The following is a 21041-nucleotide window of genomic DNA, read 5'->3' on the forward strand; positions in this document are numbered from 1 at the left end:
GAACCCCACCCCTAAAGGAGACCCTTGGACTCTTCGACAGAGAGGGTTCCCTCGGTCAACATGTCCAGCAGTTGGTCAATGTTGTCCCTATCGCTGGCGATCTCCGACTGCGACTCCCCGGCCCCAGCACCCCCGACGTCGAGTCGCGACCTGATATACGCTGCCTGTTCGGCAATCGTAGTGAATCTGAACAGGTCGGTTATATCCATAATTCCTGGATATCGCTCGTCGTAGTGCCTGAACATTTGCGAAGTCAGCAGCGAGTTACCGCCCAACTCGCCGAAGTTCACAAAGGCGTCGGCCTCGGTGATGTCCAGCGTGGCGCCCCATATCGCGGCGACCGCGCGTTCGACGTCGCCGATGGTGTCCAGGCCGTGCAACGTCACCGTGCGTGTGCTCGTCAGTGACGGCCCGCGCTGCGCTTCGGGCCGCGACGCCGGCCCCGCGGCACGCATCCGGCCGGGCATGAGTATCGCCGGATGGTCGGACCGAGCCAGCAGTGCACCGAACACGTCGAGTGCTTCGTCGGTGTCCAGGGGCAGGAAGCGCTCGTCCTCCGCCACCGCGCCCAGCCGCCAGGCCATCCCGGTCTCCCGCCAAGCGGGCCACTGGACGCTCATCGCCGGCAACCCGTGCAGGCGCCGGTACTGTGCCAGGCTGTCCAGGACGAGATTGGCGGCGGTGTAGTCGGTCTGCCCGGGAGCCAGATCCAGACCGGAGATGCTCGAGAACGTGATGAAGAAGTCCAAGTCGTCGGCGCGCGTAGCCTCGTGCAGGTACACACCCCCCAGCGCCTTGGGCCGGTAGACGTCGGCGAACTGCTCGGCGCTCTTGGCGTAGAGGAACCCGCTGCCGGGCCGACCGGCCAGGTGCAGGACGCCGGAGATCCGGCCGTGCCGCCGCCTGACGCCGTCAACGGCGTTCAGCACCGCCGACTGTTCGCCGAGGTCGACCCGGAGCACTTCGAAGGCGTCCAGCTCGCCGGACCACCGTTCCCACTCCGCCCGTTCGGTGCCGGCGCCCGGCGATCCCAGCAGGACAACCCGGCGCGCACCGTGGCCGACCAGGTACTCGGTCACCGCGGTGCCGAGATCCCCCGTGCCGCCGGAGACGACGATCACGCCGTCAGCGGCAGCGACGGGCGACGGCGTGGACTCGACCGCGAGGGTGTGCTTGCTCATGGTCGGTTCGTACGGTTGCCCGTCGCGGTAGAGCACGAACGGCGGCCGATCGATCGCGGCGGCCTCGGCGACCAGGGTCTCCGGCGCGGTGTGCGCGTCGCTGTCGACGCAGCGCATCCGTAACGACGCGTACTCCAGCGCGGCGACCCGCATGGCGCCCAGCACGCCGGCCTGGCCCGGATCGAGGTCCGTCTCGTCGCCGGTGACCGCGAGGGCGTCCTGGGTCACGACCACCAGGTGGCCGTGCACGACCGGTTTGGCCTGCGCGATCCGGCCCAGCATGGACACCGCCCGGTCGATCGGCCCGGACACCTGCTCGGCCAGCGAAGTGTCGGCCGCCGGGACTGACGACAGCAGTCCGAAGGCGAACTCGGTGACCCCGCCCAGCGGTTCGTCCGGGTCGCCGACCGCGGGCCCGGCCACCCGGACGGGGGTGTAACCGGCCGCCTCGACCGCGCGCCCCAAACCGTCCGACGCGTCCCCGAAGTCGCCGCACAGGAGCACGGCGCGCGTGCCGTTGCCTGCGGGCGACGCGGCCGGGCTTTGCGTCGTCCGCCGGTACTCCTGCACGTAGCCGTACTCCGAGGAGTCCCCCAGATCGAGGTCGGCCGCGGACACGAGGCAGTAGTTGTCGACGGTCAGCGCGACGCGGCCGTCAGGGTCGGCGACCCGGATGTCGAACGCGTACAACCGACCGGGGATCGACTCCGGCCGCTTCCGGAAGTGTGCGACGACGCGGGCCGGGAGCGGGCCGTGGACGGTTAGCGCGCCGTAGGAGAACGGGAGGTACAGCCGCTCGTCGTCGCCATGGTTGCTCGGCGCGTTGATGACTGCGTCGAACAGCGCCGGGTGCAGGACGTAGTCGCCGATCTCGTCCTGGTAACACGCCGGAAGCTCCAGGTCGTACAGGATCTCGGCCGACTCGTCGTCGGTCAGGGCGTCGTGCAGGCTCACGTTCCAGCGCTCGCCGGCCTTCAGTCCCTTCGACTGGTCCGGCCCGTCAGGCTCCGGGATCGAGCGGCTCAGCCGGCGCCGTAGGTCATCCACTGGCAGGAGCTCGCCGGGACCGGGGTCGGCAAGGGCGAGTTCGGCCCGCGCGTTCCGCACCCACGTGCCATGGGCGGAGCGGCTGGTGATGACGGCGTCGGCGATGTCGTCATCACCAGCGATGATGACGTGCACCTCGGCCTCGTCGCCGTCCGCGACCGCCAGCGGCGTCTCGAACACCACGTTCCGCAGGGTCAGCCCGGCGGAACTGCGACCCCGCTGCTGCGCGGCCGCGACGATCATCTCCACCAGTCCCGTCCCGGGCAGCACGCTGACCCCGTGGACCCGGTGCTCAGCCAGTTCCCAGTGGTCATCGGGGCGCAGCCGATGGATGACGACGTCCCGATCCCACATGTGCACGACATCGGCCGCTGCCGGCAGCCCGCCACTCCGGGCGCTCGTACGGTCGGCCTCGATCCAACACCGGGTCCGCTCGAAGGGATACGTCGGCAGTGGCACCCGGCGCGCCCCCTCGGACATCGCTGCGCGCCAGTCGATCTCCGCACCCCGGACATAGAGCGAGGCGAGTCGGCGGACCAGGCCGCGACCGGCGTCCACCTCGGCCACCAGGGCCGTCGCCTCCCGGTCCAGCTTCGCGCGTTCGCTCTCGGTGACGTCACGCGCGTCGCGCTTCTCACTGTCACCCAGCACCAGCCGGAACTCGCCCTGGCTCACGTCGGCACAGGCGCTGGGGATGCCGGTGGTGTCCACGAACGTACCGAGATGGCCGGCGAGTTCTTGCAGGTCCTCGAAGACGAACGCGGCCCGGCAACGATGGTGCAGACGGCCGACCGAAGCGGTGAAGGCCAAGTCGGACGGCTCCACGTCGGCGCTGAGAACGAAGTCACGGTAAAGCTGCGCGAGCCTGCTCAGGCCCCGGGGGCCCGTAGCGCTCAGAGGCAGCAAGAAGCACTCGCCCGTCCGCCGGGGCGCTTCCCGGACCGGGGCGGGGTCGGCACTGCGGACAATGAGGTGGCAGTTCGTGCCGCTCAGCCCGAAGCTGTTGATCCCCGCGTAGCGCGTTTCCTGTTCGCCGCCGGGCCACGGGACCGTTCGGTCGTTGACGTACACCGGCGATTGCGGAAAGTTGATGTTCGGGTTCGGCTCGGCGAAATGGAGGCTTGCCGGAAGAGTCCGGTGGCGTAGGGACAGCACGAGCTTGGCAAGACCGGCCAGGCCCGAGGCATTGTCCATGTGGCCGATGTTCGTCTTGACCGTACCGATACCGCAGAACTGCCGCCGCGAGGTCTGGCGGGAGAATGCCCGCTCGATGCCGCCGATCTCGGCCGGATCACCGAGTTTCGTGGCCGTGCCGTGCGCCTCGATGAAGCTGATCTGGTCGGCCGTGACACCGGCGTCGGCCTGGGCCGCCTCGATCAAGTCGGCCTGCGCCGCCACATTCGGAGCCGTGATGCCGTTGGAAGCCCCGTCCTGGTTGACCGCGCCGCCCATGATGACCGCGTGGATGGTGTCTCCGTCGCGACGGGCGCGGTCGAGATCCTTGAGGACGAAGGCGAAGCACCCCTCGGCGGCGCTGGTGCCGTCGCTGCGTCGGTCGAACGTCCGGGTGCGTCCGTCGGCAGCGGCGTTGTCGCGGATGTACTTGATGCCGATGCCGGACTCGTCAGCCACGAGCGGCAACAGGTCACAGTTCACGGCGCCGGCCAGCGCCATGGTGCATTCGCCGGCCTGGATCGCGCGGTAGGCCACGTACACCGCCGTCAGCCCGGACGAGCAAGCCGTGTCGACGAGCATCGATGGGCCCCGTAGATCGAGCATGTAGGCCAGTCGGCTGCCGATGATCGACGCGATGTTGCCGGCGACGGCGATCTCCGGGGCGTCGGGCGCGATCCCTTGGACGATCGCGCGGTAGGCCATCCCGAAGTCGGCCGACATGCCCACATAGACGCCGACCTTCTCGCCCCGGATCTCCTTGCTCAGGTAGCCGGAGTCCTCCAGTGCGGCCCACGACGTCTCCAGGAAGATCCGCTGATGGGGGTCGATGGTCTTGGCCTCGAGCGGTGACAACGAGAAGAACCTGTGGTCGAACTCAGCCACCGACGGCATCCGCGTGCCGCCGATGTAGCGCTCGTCGGTCTCCGGCAGTGGCGCACCGCGGGCGGTCAGGAACGCGTCGATGTCGGCACGGCGCTCTTTGGACAGGGCGCGGTACCCCTGCTCGCCGTGCAGGACCATCGACCAGAACTCGTCGAGGTTCGCCGCCTCGCCGGCGCGGCCGCTCATCCCGACGATGGCCACCGGGGCAGTCGTCCGCTCCATGCCGGAGCGGGTGATGCGCACCTCGTCGTCCGAGTCGGTGCGGGACAGGTCCAGATCATCCAGACCGAGCAGGGACGTCATGCGGTGGACCCTCCAGATGTCGGCTCGAGGGCGTCACCGGTCCGGCGCAGGATCGACGCGATCCGGTCGCTCTGCTCGGCCTCGGGAACCCTCTTGGTCCGCATGATCGTCAGGAGCAGTTCCACGGCGGAACGCTTCTGCTCCTCGGTGAGTTCGTCCTTGTCCATCCGGTTCAGTTCCTGGAGTGCGCGATAGGGCGCCAGCACGCCCGCGGTGTACTCGGTGTCGTCGAAGTTGCGGTTCCGCGTCGCCGCGGCCGCCCCCATGCACAACCCCGCCAGTCCGGGTTCGGCCTTCTTCGCCGCGATCAGGCGGTCAACTGCCGCGTACGCCTCGGCGGTGTCCTCGTCGAGGCTGTAGACGGCCTCCGAGCCGACCACGCCGCCGATCAGCTTCGTCAGCACCTTCTTCGGTCCGGACTCCAACCACAGGCTCACGTCCTGGGCGGCCAGCGTCGAGACGACCGAACTCCACCGGACCGGACTGGTCAGCTGGCGGGCGAGCGCGTCGGGGATCTCCTGGGCGCTGCCGTAGACGTGGCCGGTGATGGTGGAGTACACCGGCACCTGCGGCGCGCTGAACTCGATCTCGCCGATCGCCTCGGCATAGGCGGGCACGGCACTGGCCATGTACGTACTGTGGAACGCGCCGGCCACGTTGAGGCGGACGACCCGGTGGTCCCGCTCCTCCAGGTAGGAGGTCATCGCTTTCAGGTCGTCCAGGGTGCCTGAGAGTACCGTCTGGTCCTCGGCGTTGTAGTTCGCGATCTGGACGTCGTGGCTCGCGCCGTTGAACTCGTCGACGTGTTTCTCGACCTCGGCGACCGGCATCCGGACCGCGATCATGCCTGTGCGGTTCTCGGTGGCACAGACCTCCATCGCCTCGCCGCGCACCTTGACAAGCCGGACCGCGTCTTCGAAGCTCAGCACCCCTGCTGACGCCAGCGCCGTGATCTCACCCAGGCTGTGCCCGGCCATGGCCGCGACCGGGAGCTTGCGCTGCGCGGTCAGAACCTCATGCATCGAGTAGCCGAGCACCAGCAGAGCGACCTGAGCGTGCCGGGTCTTCGTCAGCTCTGTCGGCGGCGCCGAGAAGCAGAGCTCCTCCAGCGAGTAGCCCACGATCTCCGACGCCTGGGTGAAACGGTCACGGACGCTCTCGTGGGTGTCGAACCAGGTCCGGCCCATGCCGGTGAACTGGGAGCCCTGACCGGGGAACACGATCACCAGGTTGTTCATGCTCGGTCCTCTTTCTTCGATGCGTTCGAGTCGGCGGCGTCCACGACTCCGAGCACCTTGATGTAGCTGCTCAGGAGCAGTTCCATCTGTGCGGCGTCGACGGTCCGGGTATGGGAGATGTTGGCGGTGGCCCGTTCGGTGCGGGAGTCCACCGCGAGCACGATGTCGAAGTGCCGGAGCAACTCGGTCGTGTCAGCCTGCGTGCCGCTGGTACGGCAGGCGACGGTGACGGCCCCGACGCCGGGCCGGGTGGGCGGCACGTGCCGCAGATCCACCATCTGACCGCCGGAGTGGACGTGGCTCCGGTACTCCTTGACGATCTCGCCCAGATCGGTCTTGCCGGCCAGTGCGAGCGGGGCCAGCACCACATCGCCGGCGGGCCGGACAACGCCGAGGGTGACCTCGTCGCGGTCCAGCAGCTTGCCCAGGGTGACGGCGAACGCCGCGTGCAAGGGGGCGTCCGAGTCGCCGGTGGCGTCCCGCAGCCGGTTCAGCGTGTCGCGGATCCGGTCCGGCAAGGTCGTTTCGACCCGTCCGGCGACCGCCCCCTGGTCGGCCTGCCAGGGGGCCGGGACCGGGATCGCGGCCTCGACGAGGCCGTCGTTGCCGGCGCGCCGGGCGAACTCGGTCGCCAGGTGGCTGCGCAGCCGCCCGATCGTGGGGTTGGCGAACAGGTCACTCACGTCGAGCATGTCCGGGAAGGCGGTGTTCAGTTCCTCCAGCAGGAGTACGAGGCTGAACGAGTTCCCGCCGAGGTCGAAGAAGCTGTCGTCGTAGCCGATCGGGATATTGCCGAGCACCTTCTTCCACGCGGCCACCACCGGCTCGTCGACGCGCGACCGGGTGCCTTCGTTGCCGACGTCGGGCTCGTCGGCGGCGTCGGCCACATCGACGCGTGCCAGCGCCGACCGGTCCACCTTGCCGCTCGTTGTCGTCGGGATGTCCGGCACCTCCGTCAGCGTGGCGGGAAGCATGTAGTCGGCCAGGCTTCGGGCGAGGAACCGCTTGAGGTCGTCAGGACGGAGGGCGGCTCCGTCGCGCACCTGATAGAAGCCGTCCATGACGTGGTTGCCGGGCGATATCTCCCGGACGATCGCCGCCGCCCCTGCGACCAGGTCGTGTCCGGCCATCGCCAGCTCGATCTCCTCGAGCTCGATCCGGTAGCCGCGGACTTTCACCTGGTTGTCGATGCGCCCGAGGCAATGGACCTCGCCGTCCTTCCAGTACGCCTGGTCACCGCACAGGTACATCCGGCCGCCGGTGAACGGATCGTCCCGGAACAGGTCCTCGGTCAGATCCGGCCGGTCGAGGTACCCGGGCGAGACGCCGAGCCCGCCGATCCACAGGTTCCCGGCGGCGCCCTCCGGGACCAACTGAAGGTTGTCGTCGAGCACGTAGAAGGTCGTGTTGGCGATCGGCGTCCCGATGCTTACGGGTGTGTCGGAGGTGAGGTCCTTGACGCTGGACCAGATGCAGGTCTCCGTCGGCCCGAAGACGTTGTATATCTCCAACGACTCGTGCGACCTCAGGCCGGCCAGCAGGTTCTCCGGGAACGCCTCGCCGCCGACGAAGATCTTCTTCAGGGTGCCCAGGACGGCGGCCGCTTGCGGATCGCTGCACAGCAGGCGCAGTCGCGTGGGCGTCAACTGGAGGTAGTCGACCTCGTTGGCGCGCAGGAATGCCGCGAGGCCCGTCGGCGTGCGCGCATCGGTCTCCTCGGCGACGACCACGGTGCCGCCCTGGGTCAGGGTCAACAGGGTCTCCAGCAGGTGGATGTCGAACGACGGCGTCGTCAGGCACGCCACCGTCTGGCTCTCCACCCAGCCGAGCGGGTCGGGCATGCCGCACAGGAAGTTGGCCAGGGAGCAATTGGTGACCATGACACCCTTGGGAGCGCCTGTGGAGCCAGACGTGAAGATGGTGTAAGCGAGGCCCTCGGCCTCGGCCGGGGCCACCGTCGGTGGCTGGGCCGCCGCCAGGTACTCCTCGGTGACCTGCAAGGCTCGCTCTCCCAGCTCCAGAGCGACGGCAAGCTCCGTCGAGCACACGACCTTCACCGGTGCGGCGATGTCGATCACCGACCGGAGCCGGCCCGGCGGGTTCGTCACGTCCATCGGGAGCCAGGCACCCCCGACCCGGTTGATCGCGAGCATCGCGACGACCAGGTCCGGTGAGGGCGGCAACAGCAGTCCGACGACGTCCCCGGTTCCCACACCCTGCGCCTGCAGGAGTCCGGCGTAGCGGTCGACCCGCTGCGCCAGGTGTTCGTAGGTCAGATCCTCGCTGCGGAAACGGATCGCCGGTTGCTGGGCGTGCTTCTTGAACGCCTCTTCGAACAGCTCGGTCAGCCCCGGCAGTTCGCTGCGAACCGGCCCGGCCCCCCAAGCCAGCAGTTTGTCCCGCGCGGTGTCGTCAAGCAGCGGCAGTTCCCCGATGGTCCGGTCGGGATCGGCGACCACCTGCGCTATGAGGGCCCGGTACTGCTCCATCAGCTCGGCGGCACGCTGCCGGCCGTAGAAGGCGGCGAAGCTCAAGTCGCCGTACAGCCCGCCATCGCGCTCGGTGAGTTCGAGGTTCAGTGCCACCATGGAGCGGTCGCCGCCGAAGTCCTCGGTCGTGCCGGTGACCTCGCCGAACCGGTGTGCGCGCGTACGGGCGTTGGTGAACGTGAAGTTCACGTCGAACAGGGGGTTGCGGCCGTAGTCACGCGTGAGATTCAGTTCTTGGACCAGCGTCTCGTACGCGTACAGTGAGTGATCGATGGCGGCGAGACTGGTGTCCTGGACCCGCACAAGCAGCTCGCTGACCCGCGTGTCCGGCGTCGGGCTGATCCGTAGCGGCAGCGACTGGGCGAACATGCCGACCGTCCGCTCGAACGAGCCGAGGATGCGCTGATCCATCGGCACACCGATGCACAGGTCCGTGCTCTTGCCGACCCTGGACAGCAGCACCGACCACAACGACAGGTAGAAGACGAACGGCGTCGTCCTGTGCCGCCGGATCACTACCGTGGCCGCCTCATGCAGGTCGCTGTCGATCTCGAAGTAGTGATGATGGCCGGCGAAGTCGCTCACCACGGGATACGGCGCGTCGGACGGGACGTCCAGCGGTTCCGGCGGAGTCGCGAACTGTCGCAGCCACCACTGCCGGTGCCGCTCGTACTCGGGCCGGTCGGCCACCTCGGACTGAAGTCGTACGAGCGCTTGGTACCCGGCGGTGGGCTCCTCCTCGACCAGTCTGCCGTGCGTGAGGTGGGTGGCGAGGTCATCCAGGATGATCTCCAGCGAGGCACCGTCGGCGATGATGTGATGGAACGAGAGCACCAGGTGGTACAAGCCCTCGGTGTCGATCACGATGCCGTACCGCCACAGCGGCGCCGTGTCGAGGTCGAACGGAGCGTTCATCGCCGCCCTGATGTCCTCGGTGCTCAGCTCCGGGGACCGGAGCTGGTCGAACAGGTGGGACTCGACCGTGACGTGCGGCTCGACATGGGCTCGGATCTCGGCGCCGTCGATCTCGTACCGGCCCCGCAGCTTCGGGTGCTTGGCGGCGATGGCCGCGAACGCCCGGTGCACCGCGTCGGGATCGAGCGGGCCGGCGAAGCGCAGTCCTGCGAGGATCTGGTAGGCCTCGTTGCCGCCGCGCATGCGGGACAGTACGTAGACCCCCTTCTCCTGCAACGACGTCGCCTCGGCCGCTGTCGCCTCGGCCGCTGTCGCCTCGGCCGGTGTCGCCTCGGCCGGCGACGACGCCGCCCGGCGGAAGTCGAAGCCACCGGCGCGCAGCGCCTCCACGCTCACGCGGATCGCCTCGAGAATCCGGTCCTGGTGTTCCCGGGTGTGCGCGAACGAGAAGAACGCCGTGCGTCGTTCCCACACGTAGACGCCGTGGTAGGACATCAGCTTGAAGAACAGGTTCAGCGTCCTTGACAGCCCGGCCATGTCCGCGGCGGCCATTGGCTCGTAGCGGTACAGCGAGGAGAAGTGGCCCACCCTCAGGGGCACGTCGGCCGCCTCGAAGTAGTCATTCGCGCGCTGGGCGAACTCCTCGGTGAACCGGTTCAGCTTGGGCAGTTCCTCGGCACCGGATTTCTGCAAGCGGGTCAGGACCGCCTTGCACGCCGCCATCGTCAACGGGTGCTTGCAGAACGTGCCCGCGAAGAAGGTCGTTGGGACGGCCGGCTTGGAGTCGTCGACGTCGGACCAGGCACCGCCGTCGACGGCGTCCAGGTACCGGCTCTTCCCGGCGATGATGCCGATCGGCATGCCGCCGCCGACGAGTTTGCCGTAGAGCGACATGTCGGACTCGACGCCGAAGTAGGACTGGGCGCCGCCCAGCTCGATCCGGAACCCGACGATCATCTCGTCGAAGATCAGAGCGATCCCGTGTTCCGTGCATATCTCCCGCAGTTCCCGCAGGAACTCCCGCGGCTGCAAGCCGGGGTTGCGCGACTGCACGGGCTCAACCAGGACGGCGGCCAGCTCATGGCCGTGTTCCCGGAGCCGCGCGAGGGCCTCGGGGCTCCCGTAGGCGAGCACCATCGTGTCGTTGACCATCGACTGCGGGATGCCGATCGACATCGGCATGCTGTCCGAACCGTCGGCTTCGGCGAGCACCGCGTCGTAAGCTCCGTGGAACGAGGTGGTGAACCGGGCAATCCGGTCGCGGCCGCTGACAGCTCGTGCCAGTCGTACCGACACCATGACGGCCTCGGTCCCGGTGTTGCAGAACGCCACCCGCTCGGCGCCCGCCAGCTCGTGGACGAGTTCGGCCACCTCGCCGGCCAGCCGGTTCTGCGGCCCCAACTCGTATCCGCGCTCGAGCTGGTCACGCACCGCGTCGACGACGAAATCGGGCTGGTGTCCGAAGAAGTGCACCCCGTAGCCCATGGCGGTGTCGAGGTACTCGTTGCCGTCCAGGTCCCAGAAGAAGGCGCCCTGGGATCGGGCCGAGACCACCGGGTAGACGGTTTCCTTCAGGCTCGGGTCGAAGTTGAGCGACGCGATCCAGTCGGCCAGGGTCTCCCGGTGCTCGCTTGCGTAGACCTTGGACCGGTGGGTCTTGGCGGTGTACTTCACGACGAAGTCACGGACGAACCGGCTCTGCTCGTCGGTGAGCCGGTCGGCAGCGAGCGCGATGTTGTTCGAGTACGTCCCCACCTTCTTGGCCGGCTGCTGCTTCGTCCGCACCGGTACCGGCGGAGCACCGGGTGCCGCGGCGTCGGGTGCCGGGGTGCCAGCGGCCCCTGTCAGCGCCAGCAACTGCTGCTCCATCAGCGCCAGTTGGGAACGGATGACCCCCTCCAGGCCCGGTACGGGGGCACTTGCTCCACCGCCTGCACCGCTGCTGTCCGGGGTGGCCGCCGTGGCGGCCGCCGCACCGCTCGCCGAGGTCTGAGCCGCACTACCGGCCGCCGCCGCGGCGATCGGCTCAGGAGCCGCGCTCGCCGTCGCCTCGACGGGCCGGTGCCGAAGGACGAAGTCGGTTAACGCACCGAGGGTGTGCAGCGACTCGAAGAACATCCTGATCGGGATGTCGACGTCGTACTCCTTCTCGACGCGTTTGCCCATCTGGACGAGCATGAGGGAGTCGACCCCGAGCGAGAACAGTTCGAGGGACTCCTCCATCTCCCCGATGGCGACTCCGGTGACCTGGTTCAGCGCCTGCTTGACGAACTCGAGGACCGGGGCCCGATCGGCCGCGGGGCCCGGTGCGGTGGTCTCTGCCTCCTGAGCGTCGGCTTCCACGACGTCGCAGCCCTTCCCGGTGCGGTCGGGATACCAGATTCGTTGCCGGTCCCACGGGGTGTGCGGCAGATCCCGCACCAGCCGTCCGGGCGTTCCCGGCAGCCGGTCGAAGGCGAGATCGCGGCCGTGCTCCCACAGTCGGCCGGCGCTCTCGAGCAACTGGCGGACGTCCGAACGTCCCTTGCGCAGACTCGGCAGGACCAGCACCTCGTCGGGGAACTCCTGGGCGATCAGGCCACCGAGGGTCGCCATCGCGCCGATCTCGACGAAGGTGCGCAGACCGGCGCCGTACGCCGACCCGACGGCCGCCCGGAACATGACGGGCTCGACCAGATGGCGACTCCAGTACGCGGCGTCGATCGTGCTGTCGCGTCCCACCGGTGCTCCGGTCCGGGCGGAGATCCACGGGATCGTGGGAGCATCGAAGCGGCGATCGCGGATCAGCTCGTGCAAGTGCTCGGCGCCTCGGGCCATCTGGGCGGAGTGGAAGGGATGCGACACGTCCAGACGCTCGGCGAAGATCCGCTGCTTGCGCGCAGCCCTCAGGGCGGCGTTGACGCTGTCGGTCAGCCCGGACACGGTGACGTTCTCCCGTGCGTTCACGGCGGCCACGCTCACGTCCGGGAACGGCCGGAGCAGTTCCTCGGCGCGGTCCAGCGAACACAGCAGGGTCGCCATCGAGCCGTCGCGCGGCGTGTCCTCCATGACGCGGGCCCGGTGCATCACCAGGTCGACCGCGTCCTCACGCCCCATGACGCCGGCGAAGCAGGCGGCCGCGTACTCGCCGATGCTGTGCCCGATGACGGCGACCGGGGTCACCCCCAGCGTCGTCCAGTACCGGGCCAGTGCCAGTTCCACCGCGAAGATCATCGGCTGGGAGTACAGCGGTGACCGGAACGCGTCCGCGTCGTCGCCGAACATGATGTCCAGCAGCGCGATGTCGCCCGCCCTGCGGAACTGGTCGTCAAGTGCGCCCAGTTCGTGCCGGAAAGCCTCGGCGTGGTCGTACAGCTCCCGCGCCATCCCCGGGTACTGCGTGCCCTGGCCGGAGAAGACGAACACCTCCTGCGCACCGCCGCGCCCGGAAGCTGTCAAAGATCGGGATTCCACCGCGGTCCCGACGGCGGCCGGGATGCCGGAGACGTCCGCGCACACCAGTGCGGCGCGGTGCCGGAGACTTCGCCGGGCGCCCAGGGTCCGGGCGATGTCAGCCGCCTCAGCCGGTGTCCGGGAACTCCACTCGGCGAGGTTCTCCAGGGCGGTCCACAGCGCCCGGTCGGAGCCCGCGGACACCGGCAGCAACCGCGGCAGGTCGGGCGGCGACGCGTCGAGCGGGGCGAGGGCCGGTTGGGGCCGGACGTACTCCTCGACGATCAGGTGGGCGTTGGTCCCGCTGATGCCGAAGGAACTGATGCCGGCACGCCGGCGGCCACCGCTGGGCTCCCACGCCATCTCGCTGCCGACGACCTCGATCGGGATCGATGCCCAGTCCACCATCGGGTTTCCGGCACGGAAGTGCAGTGTTCCCGGCAGGCGGCCATGCTCGAGTGAGACCACGATCTTGCACAGCGCCGCCATCCCGGCGGCGGACTCCAGGTGACCGAGGTTGGACTTGACGCTGCCGACCCGCAGCGGAGTCGAGCGACCGGCGAAGACCCGCGCCAGGGCGTTGATCTCCTGCGGGTCGCCGATCGGCGTCCCCGAGCCGTGTGCCTCGACATAGGCGACGTCTTCGATCCCGAGCCCCGCCTCGGCGAGGGCCTCCTCGATCACCCCGGCCTGAGCAGTCCCGTTCGGCACGGTGAACCCACCGTTGTGGCCGTTGTGGTTCACCGCCGAACCGCCGAGCACGGCCAGGATGCCGTCGCCGTCCCGTTCGGCGTCGGAGAGCCGCTTGAGCACGACGACCGCGCCGCCCTCGCTGCGGATGTAGCCGTCGGCACCGGCGTCGAAGCTCCGGCACCGCCCGGACGGCGACAGGGCCCGAAGCCGGGACCACGACAGGTGGCCCTCCGGGCTCAGGATCAGGTTCACCCCGGCCGCCACGACCAGGTCACAGCTACCCTGTTTCAGCTCTCGGGTACCCAGATGCAGGGCGTACAGCGACGAGGAGCAGGCGGTGTCGATCGCCATGCTCGGACCGCGGAAGCCGTACACGTAAGAGAGCCGTCCGGCGGCCGCGTTCGCCATGTTGCCGGTGTAGGCGTATGCCTCGTGCGAGTAGCCCAGATCCTTGCCGACCTGCCGGTAGTCGTTGTTGTAGATGCCTACGAACGTGCCGACCCGGCCGTTGTCGCCCGCCGCGTACGGATCGATGCCGGCGTCCTCGAACGCCTCCCACGTCAGCTCGAGGAGCAGCCGCTGCTGCGGATCCATCTGTTCGGCCTCATGCGGCGAGATGTTGAAGAACAGCGGGTCGAACTGGTCGACGTCGGGCAGATACCCGCCCTGAGTGGTGGTCACCTCGCTCAGATCCAGCGGACTCTGCGGCCACCGGTCGGCCGGGATGTCGGTGACCACGTCCTCCTGGCGGCTCAGTACGTCCCAGAGCCGTTCCCGGGTCCGGATTCCGCCGGGCAGCCGGAAGGACATCCCGACCACGGCTACGCGCTCGGTCGATGGCACCCTCGACGCCGCGGCCTTCCTCGGCACCGGTGCGGCGGCCGGCGCCGACGCGTCAGTACGGGACAGGCCCGAGGTCCGGCCATCCAGCCTCCGCCGGATCTCGCCGACCAGTGCCCCGATCCTGGGATGGTCGATGATGCAGGTGCTCTCCAGCGTCACGTCGAGGTGGCGCTGGAGCCGCGTCTGCAGCCGGACCAGTTGGATCGAGTCGAATCCCAGGTCGAACAGGCTCGGATCGGCGGCGTCAGTCGCCACGGCGGCGGCACCCGGTGCCGGCGATGGCAGCTCCGCGGCGGCACCGAAGCCCAGCTCACCGAGGATGTGCGCGCACACCGTGTCCACCGGGTCGCCCGCCCCCGCCGGGCCGGGTTCGGGGCCGGCCTCGACCACGAGGGCTTCGTCGATGGCTGGGGTACCCAGGTCGGGCAGGTCGATCTCTGCCCCGCGTCCCTCGAACACCGGGCGCCAGTCGACGGTGACGCCACGTACGTACGCCTCGGCCAGCGACGCCCGGAACCGGTCCAGCCCCTGCTGGTCCCGGCGCAGTGTGCCGATCACTGGCGTCGCGTCACCGCCCACGATCTCGTTCATCGCGGTGAGCAACACCGGGTGCGCGCTGAGTTCCAGCAGTGCCGGGTGCCCGTCGGCCAGGGCCGCCCGAGCCGCCTGTTCGAACAGCACGGGCTGTCGCAGATTGCTGTACCAGTACTCGGCGTCCAGGCCGGCGGTATCGATCCGCCCCCCGGTCACGCTGGAGTAGAACGGGAGCCCGGTGGCGCGCGGGGCCACGACACCGAGAGAGGCGAGCAGGTGCTCGCGTTGCCCCTCCACCCGCGGCGAGTGTGCCGGGAAGTCGACCGAGAGTCTCTGGGCGTAGGTGCCTTCTTCGCGCAGGACCGCGATCGTCTCCTCGATGGCCGGCGTGGTGCCGGCCACGACCACGGAGCGCGGTGCGAGCCGTCCTGCGAGGTCCAGGCCCGCCCCGGAGGGCCCGAACCGCTTTGCGACCTCGTCCGCGGTGAGCCCGATGATGGCCATCGACCCCTGACCCACCAGGGGAACGTGCGCCCGGCTCCAGAGCACCGCGACCTGTGCGGCCTCCTCCAGCGACAGGGCGCCGGACACGCAGGCGGCCGCGATCTCGCCGAGGCTGAATCCGAGCACGGCGCGGGGGCGGACGCCGTGGGACTGCCAGAGTTCGGCCAGCGAGACCATGACGGCGAACAATGCGGGCTCGACCACTTCGGGGCCGGCTTCCTGTCCAGCGGCGCCCTCGCCGCGCAGCACGTCGAGCAGCGACCAGTCGACGTGCTGTTCAAGCGCCTCGGCGCACTCGCCGAGCCGACGGGAGAAGACCGGCGAGGATTCGAGCAGGGCGGCGCCCATACCGGGGAACACCGCACCCTGACCGGGGAAGACGAACACCGGGTCGGTCTCCTGCGGGGCCGTGCCCTGGAGTACGTGCGCATGGGGCCGGCCGTGCTCCAGCGCCGTCAGTGCGGCTGTGACGTCACCTCCGTGACCCCACACGACCGCACGATGCCTGTGCGGCGGGTCCGTCGCCGCGAGCGCGCGGCCCACGGCCCACGGGTCGGGGCCGGCCTGTTCGACGTACCGGCGCAGCCGTCGTGCCGAGGATCGCAGCGTGTCGTCGGTCTCGGCGCCGAGGATCCAGGGATGTGGGGGTACGTTGCCGTGCGGGCGTATGCCCCTCGCGTCGTCGGTGCGCGTCATGACAGGCTGCCCCCGTATCCCCCTGCGAACGACTTGTAGCCGTGGTCGGCGATCAGAATCTGCTGCAACTGCGAGGTTCCTTCGATGACTTCGAGGATCTTCGCCTCCCGGAAAAGGCGCTCCGCCGGATACTCCGACCAGCACCCGTTGCCGCCGAGCACCTGCACCGCGTCCGAGGTGACCTGCTGGGCGATCGTCGACGAGAAGTACTTGGCCACGTTGGTGTTCATGACGGCATCGGTGCTGCGCTCGACCCGCGACCGGCCGGCCCGGCGGCACAGCTCACGGGCGGCGGCGACGTTGGTCACAGCGTCGGCCACCATCTTCTGCACCAACTGATGGGCGCCGATCTTCACGCCGAACTGCTCCCGGCTCGTCGCGTACGCGCACATCTGTTCCAACGCCGCCTGCGCGATGGCCACCCCGGCCCAAGCGATGCTGTACCGGCCGAAGAACAGAGCGGTGTTGGCGACGAACCCGAACCCCACGCCGATGCCGACGACGAGATTCTCCTTCGGCACCGCCACGTCAGTGAACGAGACCCGCGCCATATGGGTCGCCCGGTTGCCGAGCAGGCCCGACATCGGGTGGACCTCGACCCCGTCGGTGGCCCGGTCGACCATGAACGCACTGACCGCGCCGTTGTCGGAAGCGAAGACGAGGAACACGTCGGCGAGACCGGCGAAGGAGATCCACTTCTTCTCGCCGTTGAGTACGAAGACATCGCCCTTGTTCACGTACGTGGTCGACACTGAGGCCGCGTCGGAGCCGGCGCCGGGCTCGGACAGCGCGAAGCAGCCGATGCGCCGCCCGGCGGCCAGGTCCGGGAGGTACTTGTCCTTGAGCCGGTCCGAGCCGCGCGCGGCGAGCGTCTCCCCGATCAGGGAGGTGTGGACGGTCAGGAGTGCCCGCGTCGAGCAGCAGGCTTTGCCAATCGTCTCGGTCAACTCCCCGTAAGCCAACGGGTCCAGACCGAGCCCACCCCACCGGACGGGAATGGCGGCGCCGAGGAAACCGGCCGCGGCCATCTCGTCGATCACGTCGGGTGCGAGGCGTTCGGTGCGGTCGAACTCCTGGGCACGCGGCGCCAGCGCGGCGGAGAACGCCGCTGCGCGGGCCAGTGCGACGGTCCCGGTGGTGTCAGCCATCGTTGCCATCCGTCAGCGTGCCGACCATCACGGCCATCCGGTTCACCGAACTGAAGTTCTCCAGGGTGATGCAGTCATCGGGAATCTCCACTCGGAACGTGGTTTCGAGATGGTCCAGCAACTGCATGGCGAAGACCGAGGTGACGAAGCCCTTCTCGAAGATGTTGTCGTCGTCGTGCAGGTCTGCCTCGCCCAACGTGGACATGTGCTGTCGCACGTAGGCCCGGATCGCGGCTGCTGCGTCCGTCTCCGTTTCGCTCGTCATATCGCTGACCGCCTCACTCGGCATCGACGTTGACCACGATGTAGTCGGGGTATCCGTGGTGGACACTGAGGTCGTTCTCGTACAGGTAGTTCGCGCCGTCGGAGGACACGACCTGGAAGTTCGCCAGTTGGTAGGTGAGCAGCATCTGGCGGTTCCGGTCGGTGCGACGGAAGTCCGCGAAGAGGCGGACACCCTGCTCGGAGGTGCGCTGGATGAGCGCGGACAGCAGTACGGTCCCGACGCCCTTGGACACTGTCCGGCAGGACATCAGCAACAATTTGATCGTCCAGCGGTGGTCGTCCTTCGCCACCAGCGCCATGCCGATCTTGCCGTAGGAACCGTAGCGGTCGACCAGCTCGCACACCCACAGGTCGTGTTCGGGATCGTCGAGCAGTCGCTCGAGGTCGTCGTACGAATAGTGGATGCCGGTCGAGTTCAACTGATTGGTCCGCCGAGTCAGTTCCTCCAGTCGGGCCAGGTCCTCCTGGGTGGCCAGGGAAAGCGAGAACACCATGCCGAGGCTGCGCAGAAAGTCCTCCCGCGGTCCCTGGTACGCCACCTCCGACTCGGTACGCGCCTCGTCCGCCAGGTACATCAGCCGCCGTCGCCGCGCGTCGTCGGTGACCACGGTCGGCGACAGCCGGGGGGCCGATGCGAGACCGCGGTACTCCGCCGCGTCGACGGTCTCCACCTGGGGATGGACGAACGCCACCTCGTCACGCTCGAAGGCCTGGTCGTCGACGAACATGATGGTGTCGATACCGATGTTCAACTGCTCCCGGATCGCGGCGATCGAACTGGACTTGCTGTTCCAGTTGATCTGTGGGCGCAGGAAGTACTCGGCAATGCCGAACTCGCTCAGTTTTCGCACGGCGTCGTCATGGTTGTTCCTGCTCGCGATCGATTGCAGGATCCCGCGCGCATCGAGGGCCCGGACGAGTTCGGCCACGCCGTCCTTCAGTACTACGTCGTCACCGTCAGCTAATGTGCCGTGCCAAAGCGTGTCGTCGAGGTCCCATACGACGCACTTGACCGTCGTCACCGCCTCGGCCGACTGGCCGGCGATCGACTGTGTCATCGCGCCGACCTCGGACGCATCGTATTCACGTGACCCCCGTAATTTTCGGTTCATCGGTACGGTAAAAAATCAGTAGGCATAGAAGCCCTGTCCGGACTTACGTCCTAGCTGCCCCGCAGCGACCATCTTCTTGAGCAGCGGGCAGCATCTGAACTTCGAGTCCTGGAACTCGTCGTAGAGCACGGCCAGCGAGTCGACGACGGTGTCCAGTCCGATGAGATCGGCAGTGGCCAGTGGGCCCATCGCATGTCCATAGCCGAGGGTGAAAACGGCATCGATCTGTTCGGGCCCAGCCACCGAGTCCTGGACGAGAAAGGCTGCCTCGTTCATGAACAGGTGGGACAAGCGATTGGACACGAATCCAGGTGAGTCGTTGACTACGATCGCCTGCTTGCCCATCGTGGCGGCAAATGATTCTGCCGCTTTCACCGTCTGGTCGGAGGTGTGCACACCGCGAATCACCTCGACGCCCCCGAGCAGCGGCACCGGGTTCATGAAGTGCATGCCGACGACAAGGTCCGGCCGCGGCATGAGCGCAGCGATCCTGGTGATCGAGATGCAGCTAGTGTTGACTGCGACCTGCACGTCTTCCCGGCATACCGCACGGAGACGGCTGTACACCTGCTCCTTGGCGTCGACGTTCTCCACGATGTTCTCGACCACCCAGTCCGCCTCGTCGAGAGCGTCGTCGTCGGTAGTCACGCGGATGCGGCCGAGGATCTCCGCCGAGTCCCAGCCGGCCACCGTCGGCGACATCATCCGATACCGGCGTAACGACTTCCGCATCTGCTGAGGCGCCGCGGCAACAACGCCGCCGTCCCGGTCCACCAAGACAACGTCGTATCCGTGGGCGGCGCAAGTAATTGCCACATCCTTGCCCATCACGCCTGCGCCGATCACTGCGACTGTCGACATGTTCCTCATCACCTCACGGGCCTCTCGGCAGCGCGCGTGCCTCCAGGCACCGCACCGCGCTGGATGTCTCAAGGGGAGTTTTTTGTTCCGCACAACGGAACGGAGACATGGCCCGATGTTCGAGTACTTCCCCCGTTTCCCCGGCCACTGGTGACCACCAGTGCTGCACGGGGTTATGTCACTTCGCCGCCGAGATCACGTGGCACAGCAGCGCCGTTGGCGGCGGCACCAGCGACGGTTCTTCGCCCACTTCGCGGTTACGCAGGACGCGTGCACCTGATTTGGCGCACTTGGCGTCGTGTCATATGACCTCAGAGTTACCCCCTTAACTACTGAGTCACATCCGACTACGGAGCTGCCGCAACCGCACCAATGAGGACCCTCTTCAATGCCATTGTCCGCGGCAGCCAAGACGTACAGAAGCACAACGCAAAGGATTGGGCAAGGGTTGGACTATCTTCCGCTTAGCTTGGACTGATCTCATTTGGCGACCGCTTCACTTCGCAATAGGGGCATGGAAGTGGTGAAACGGCTGGTGCCGGACGAGTTATGGAAGTGTTTCCATAGGGTGGTGACGTCGATGTTCGGGCCTTCCGGTCCGACCGCCCACCGCCGTTGCACCGAAGGGTCCAGAACGGGGTGTGGGCCAAGCTGCAACGGCCTGTCCGGGACGACCTCGGTACCCACGGCGAGCCGGACCGGTCGCGTCGCGGTGCGTGATCGACTCGAAGACCGACCCGTCACCGAACGCACCGGCCCACCCGTGTCGCTGGGCACTCCCGGCGCCAACCTCCCACGACAACCCGGCACTCGAGCCGCGGAGGCAGGGCCTCCCGCCGATCCGCTCGCGGCGCGGCCGGCACCTCGGGCGGCTGGCAAGCTCCACGCAGACCTGGCGACGACTACGTCACCTGGCCGATCGAATCCCGCCCCCTACACCGATGCTACGAACGCAAACCGGAATGCTCCCTCGCCTCCATCGGCCTCGCCGCCACTTTCCTCTGCCGCCGGCGACGCACCAAATGAGACCACTTGGAGCTGATCAGCCTGGATCCACCGATTGACGGCCGTCCCGTGGACAGGGAATGCGAAAGGGTGCCTGCTGAACTGCGGCGACGGGACTTCTGGCGCTTCCGTCCAGCACGAAAAGCCACGGGTAGTCCGTTGAGCCCGGCGGTAGAGATCAAGGGGTCTTCCGCGGCGACCCCCTCGTCGGGGGCGGGGGCTCCGGTGCGGTTGTGTCCAGTGGTCCGGGCGGGCGAACCATTGGTCTCAGCAGAGGGACCTTGACCCACGGCCGGGTAGTCCACGGATTTCCGCTGCTGGTAGGGGTGTTGGTACCCACTCGGTGGCTGTGTAGAGGCCGGGGCCGACGGCGTTGACCAGGGAAGTGTTCCGGTCGTCGCGGGAGGCGGCGGGCAGTGGGGGCTGGGATCGGCGGGCTCGAGGATGGTGACGCCGAGGCGTGTGGCGGTGCGGCTGGTGTCGGTGCGGCTGGTTTCGGGGCGGTCGTCCTCCTGTCGTTCGGCGTGTCGGGAGACCGGCGTCCTGACCCTGCGGGTGCTGACACGGGGCCGACGGGGTGCGAGCCCAGGCGCTCGATCGACCAATCCCACGAAGTTAAGGCCCCGATGACGATGTCAAGAGTTCGGTGAGCGGGATCTTGTAGGTGCATGGTGCAGTGCGGATGAGTCGGTTGTTG

7 protein-coding genes are annotated in these 21041 nt (G+C 68.2%); all 7 read right to left on the bottom strand.

The features are described 5' to 3' along the window. Nucleotides 1-11: 11 nt before the first annotated feature. The gene (locus tag AC07A4_RS28265; protein WP_478603648.1) at nucleotides 12-4589 is read right to left on the bottom strand and encodes a beta-ketoacyl synthase N-terminal-like domain-containing protein; all 4578 of its coding nucleotides are present in this window, start codon (nucleotides 4587-4589) and stop codon (nucleotides 12-14) included. Further along, nucleotides 4586-5827, bottom strand: coding sequence for an ACP S-malonyltransferase (locus tag AC07A4_RS28270; RefSeq protein WP_478603650.1), 1242 nt, complete (start codon nucleotides 5825-5827; stop codon nucleotides 4586-4588). Before AC07A4_RS28270 ends, AC07A4_RS28265 begins: the two co-directional genes overlap by 4 nt. Continuing rightward, nucleotides 5824-15933 (bottom strand): amino acid adenylation domain-containing protein, encoded by a 10110-nt coding sequence (locus AC07A4_RS28275; RefSeq protein WP_478603653.1) that lies wholly within the window; start codon nucleotides 15931-15933, stop codon nucleotides 5824-5826. Before AC07A4_RS28275 ends, AC07A4_RS28270 begins: the two co-directional genes overlap by 4 nt. Continuing rightward, nucleotides 15930-17081: an acyl-CoA dehydrogenase family protein gene (locus tag AC07A4_RS28280; protein ID WP_478603656.1), complete on the bottom strand. Its 1152-nt coding sequence runs from the start codon at nucleotides 17079-17081 to the stop codon at nucleotides 15930-15932. Before AC07A4_RS28280 ends, AC07A4_RS28275 begins: the two co-directional genes overlap by 4 nt. Beyond that, nucleotides 17074-17346, bottom strand: coding sequence for an acyl carrier protein (locus AC07A4_RS28285; protein ID WP_478603659.1), 273 nt, complete (start codon nucleotides 17344-17346; stop codon nucleotides 17074-17076). Before AC07A4_RS28285 ends, AC07A4_RS28280 begins: the two co-directional genes overlap by 8 nt. 13 nt (nucleotides 17347-17359) lie before the next feature. Continuing rightward, complete coding sequence (locus AC07A4_RS28290) at nucleotides 17360-18424, bottom strand: HAD-IIIC family phosphatase (protein WP_478603660.1); 1065 nt, start codon at nucleotides 18422-18424, stop codon at nucleotides 17360-17362. A gap of 69 nt (nucleotides 18425-18493) precedes the next feature. Further along, nucleotides 18494-19339: a 3-hydroxyacyl-CoA dehydrogenase family protein gene (locus AC07A4_RS28295; protein WP_478603663.1), complete on the bottom strand. Its 846-nt coding sequence runs from the start codon at nucleotides 19337-19339 to the stop codon at nucleotides 18494-18496. Nucleotides 19340-21041: the final 1702 nt, after the last annotated feature.

The sequence above is a fragment of the Streptomyces sp. NPDC043996 genome, assembly GCF_056435225.1.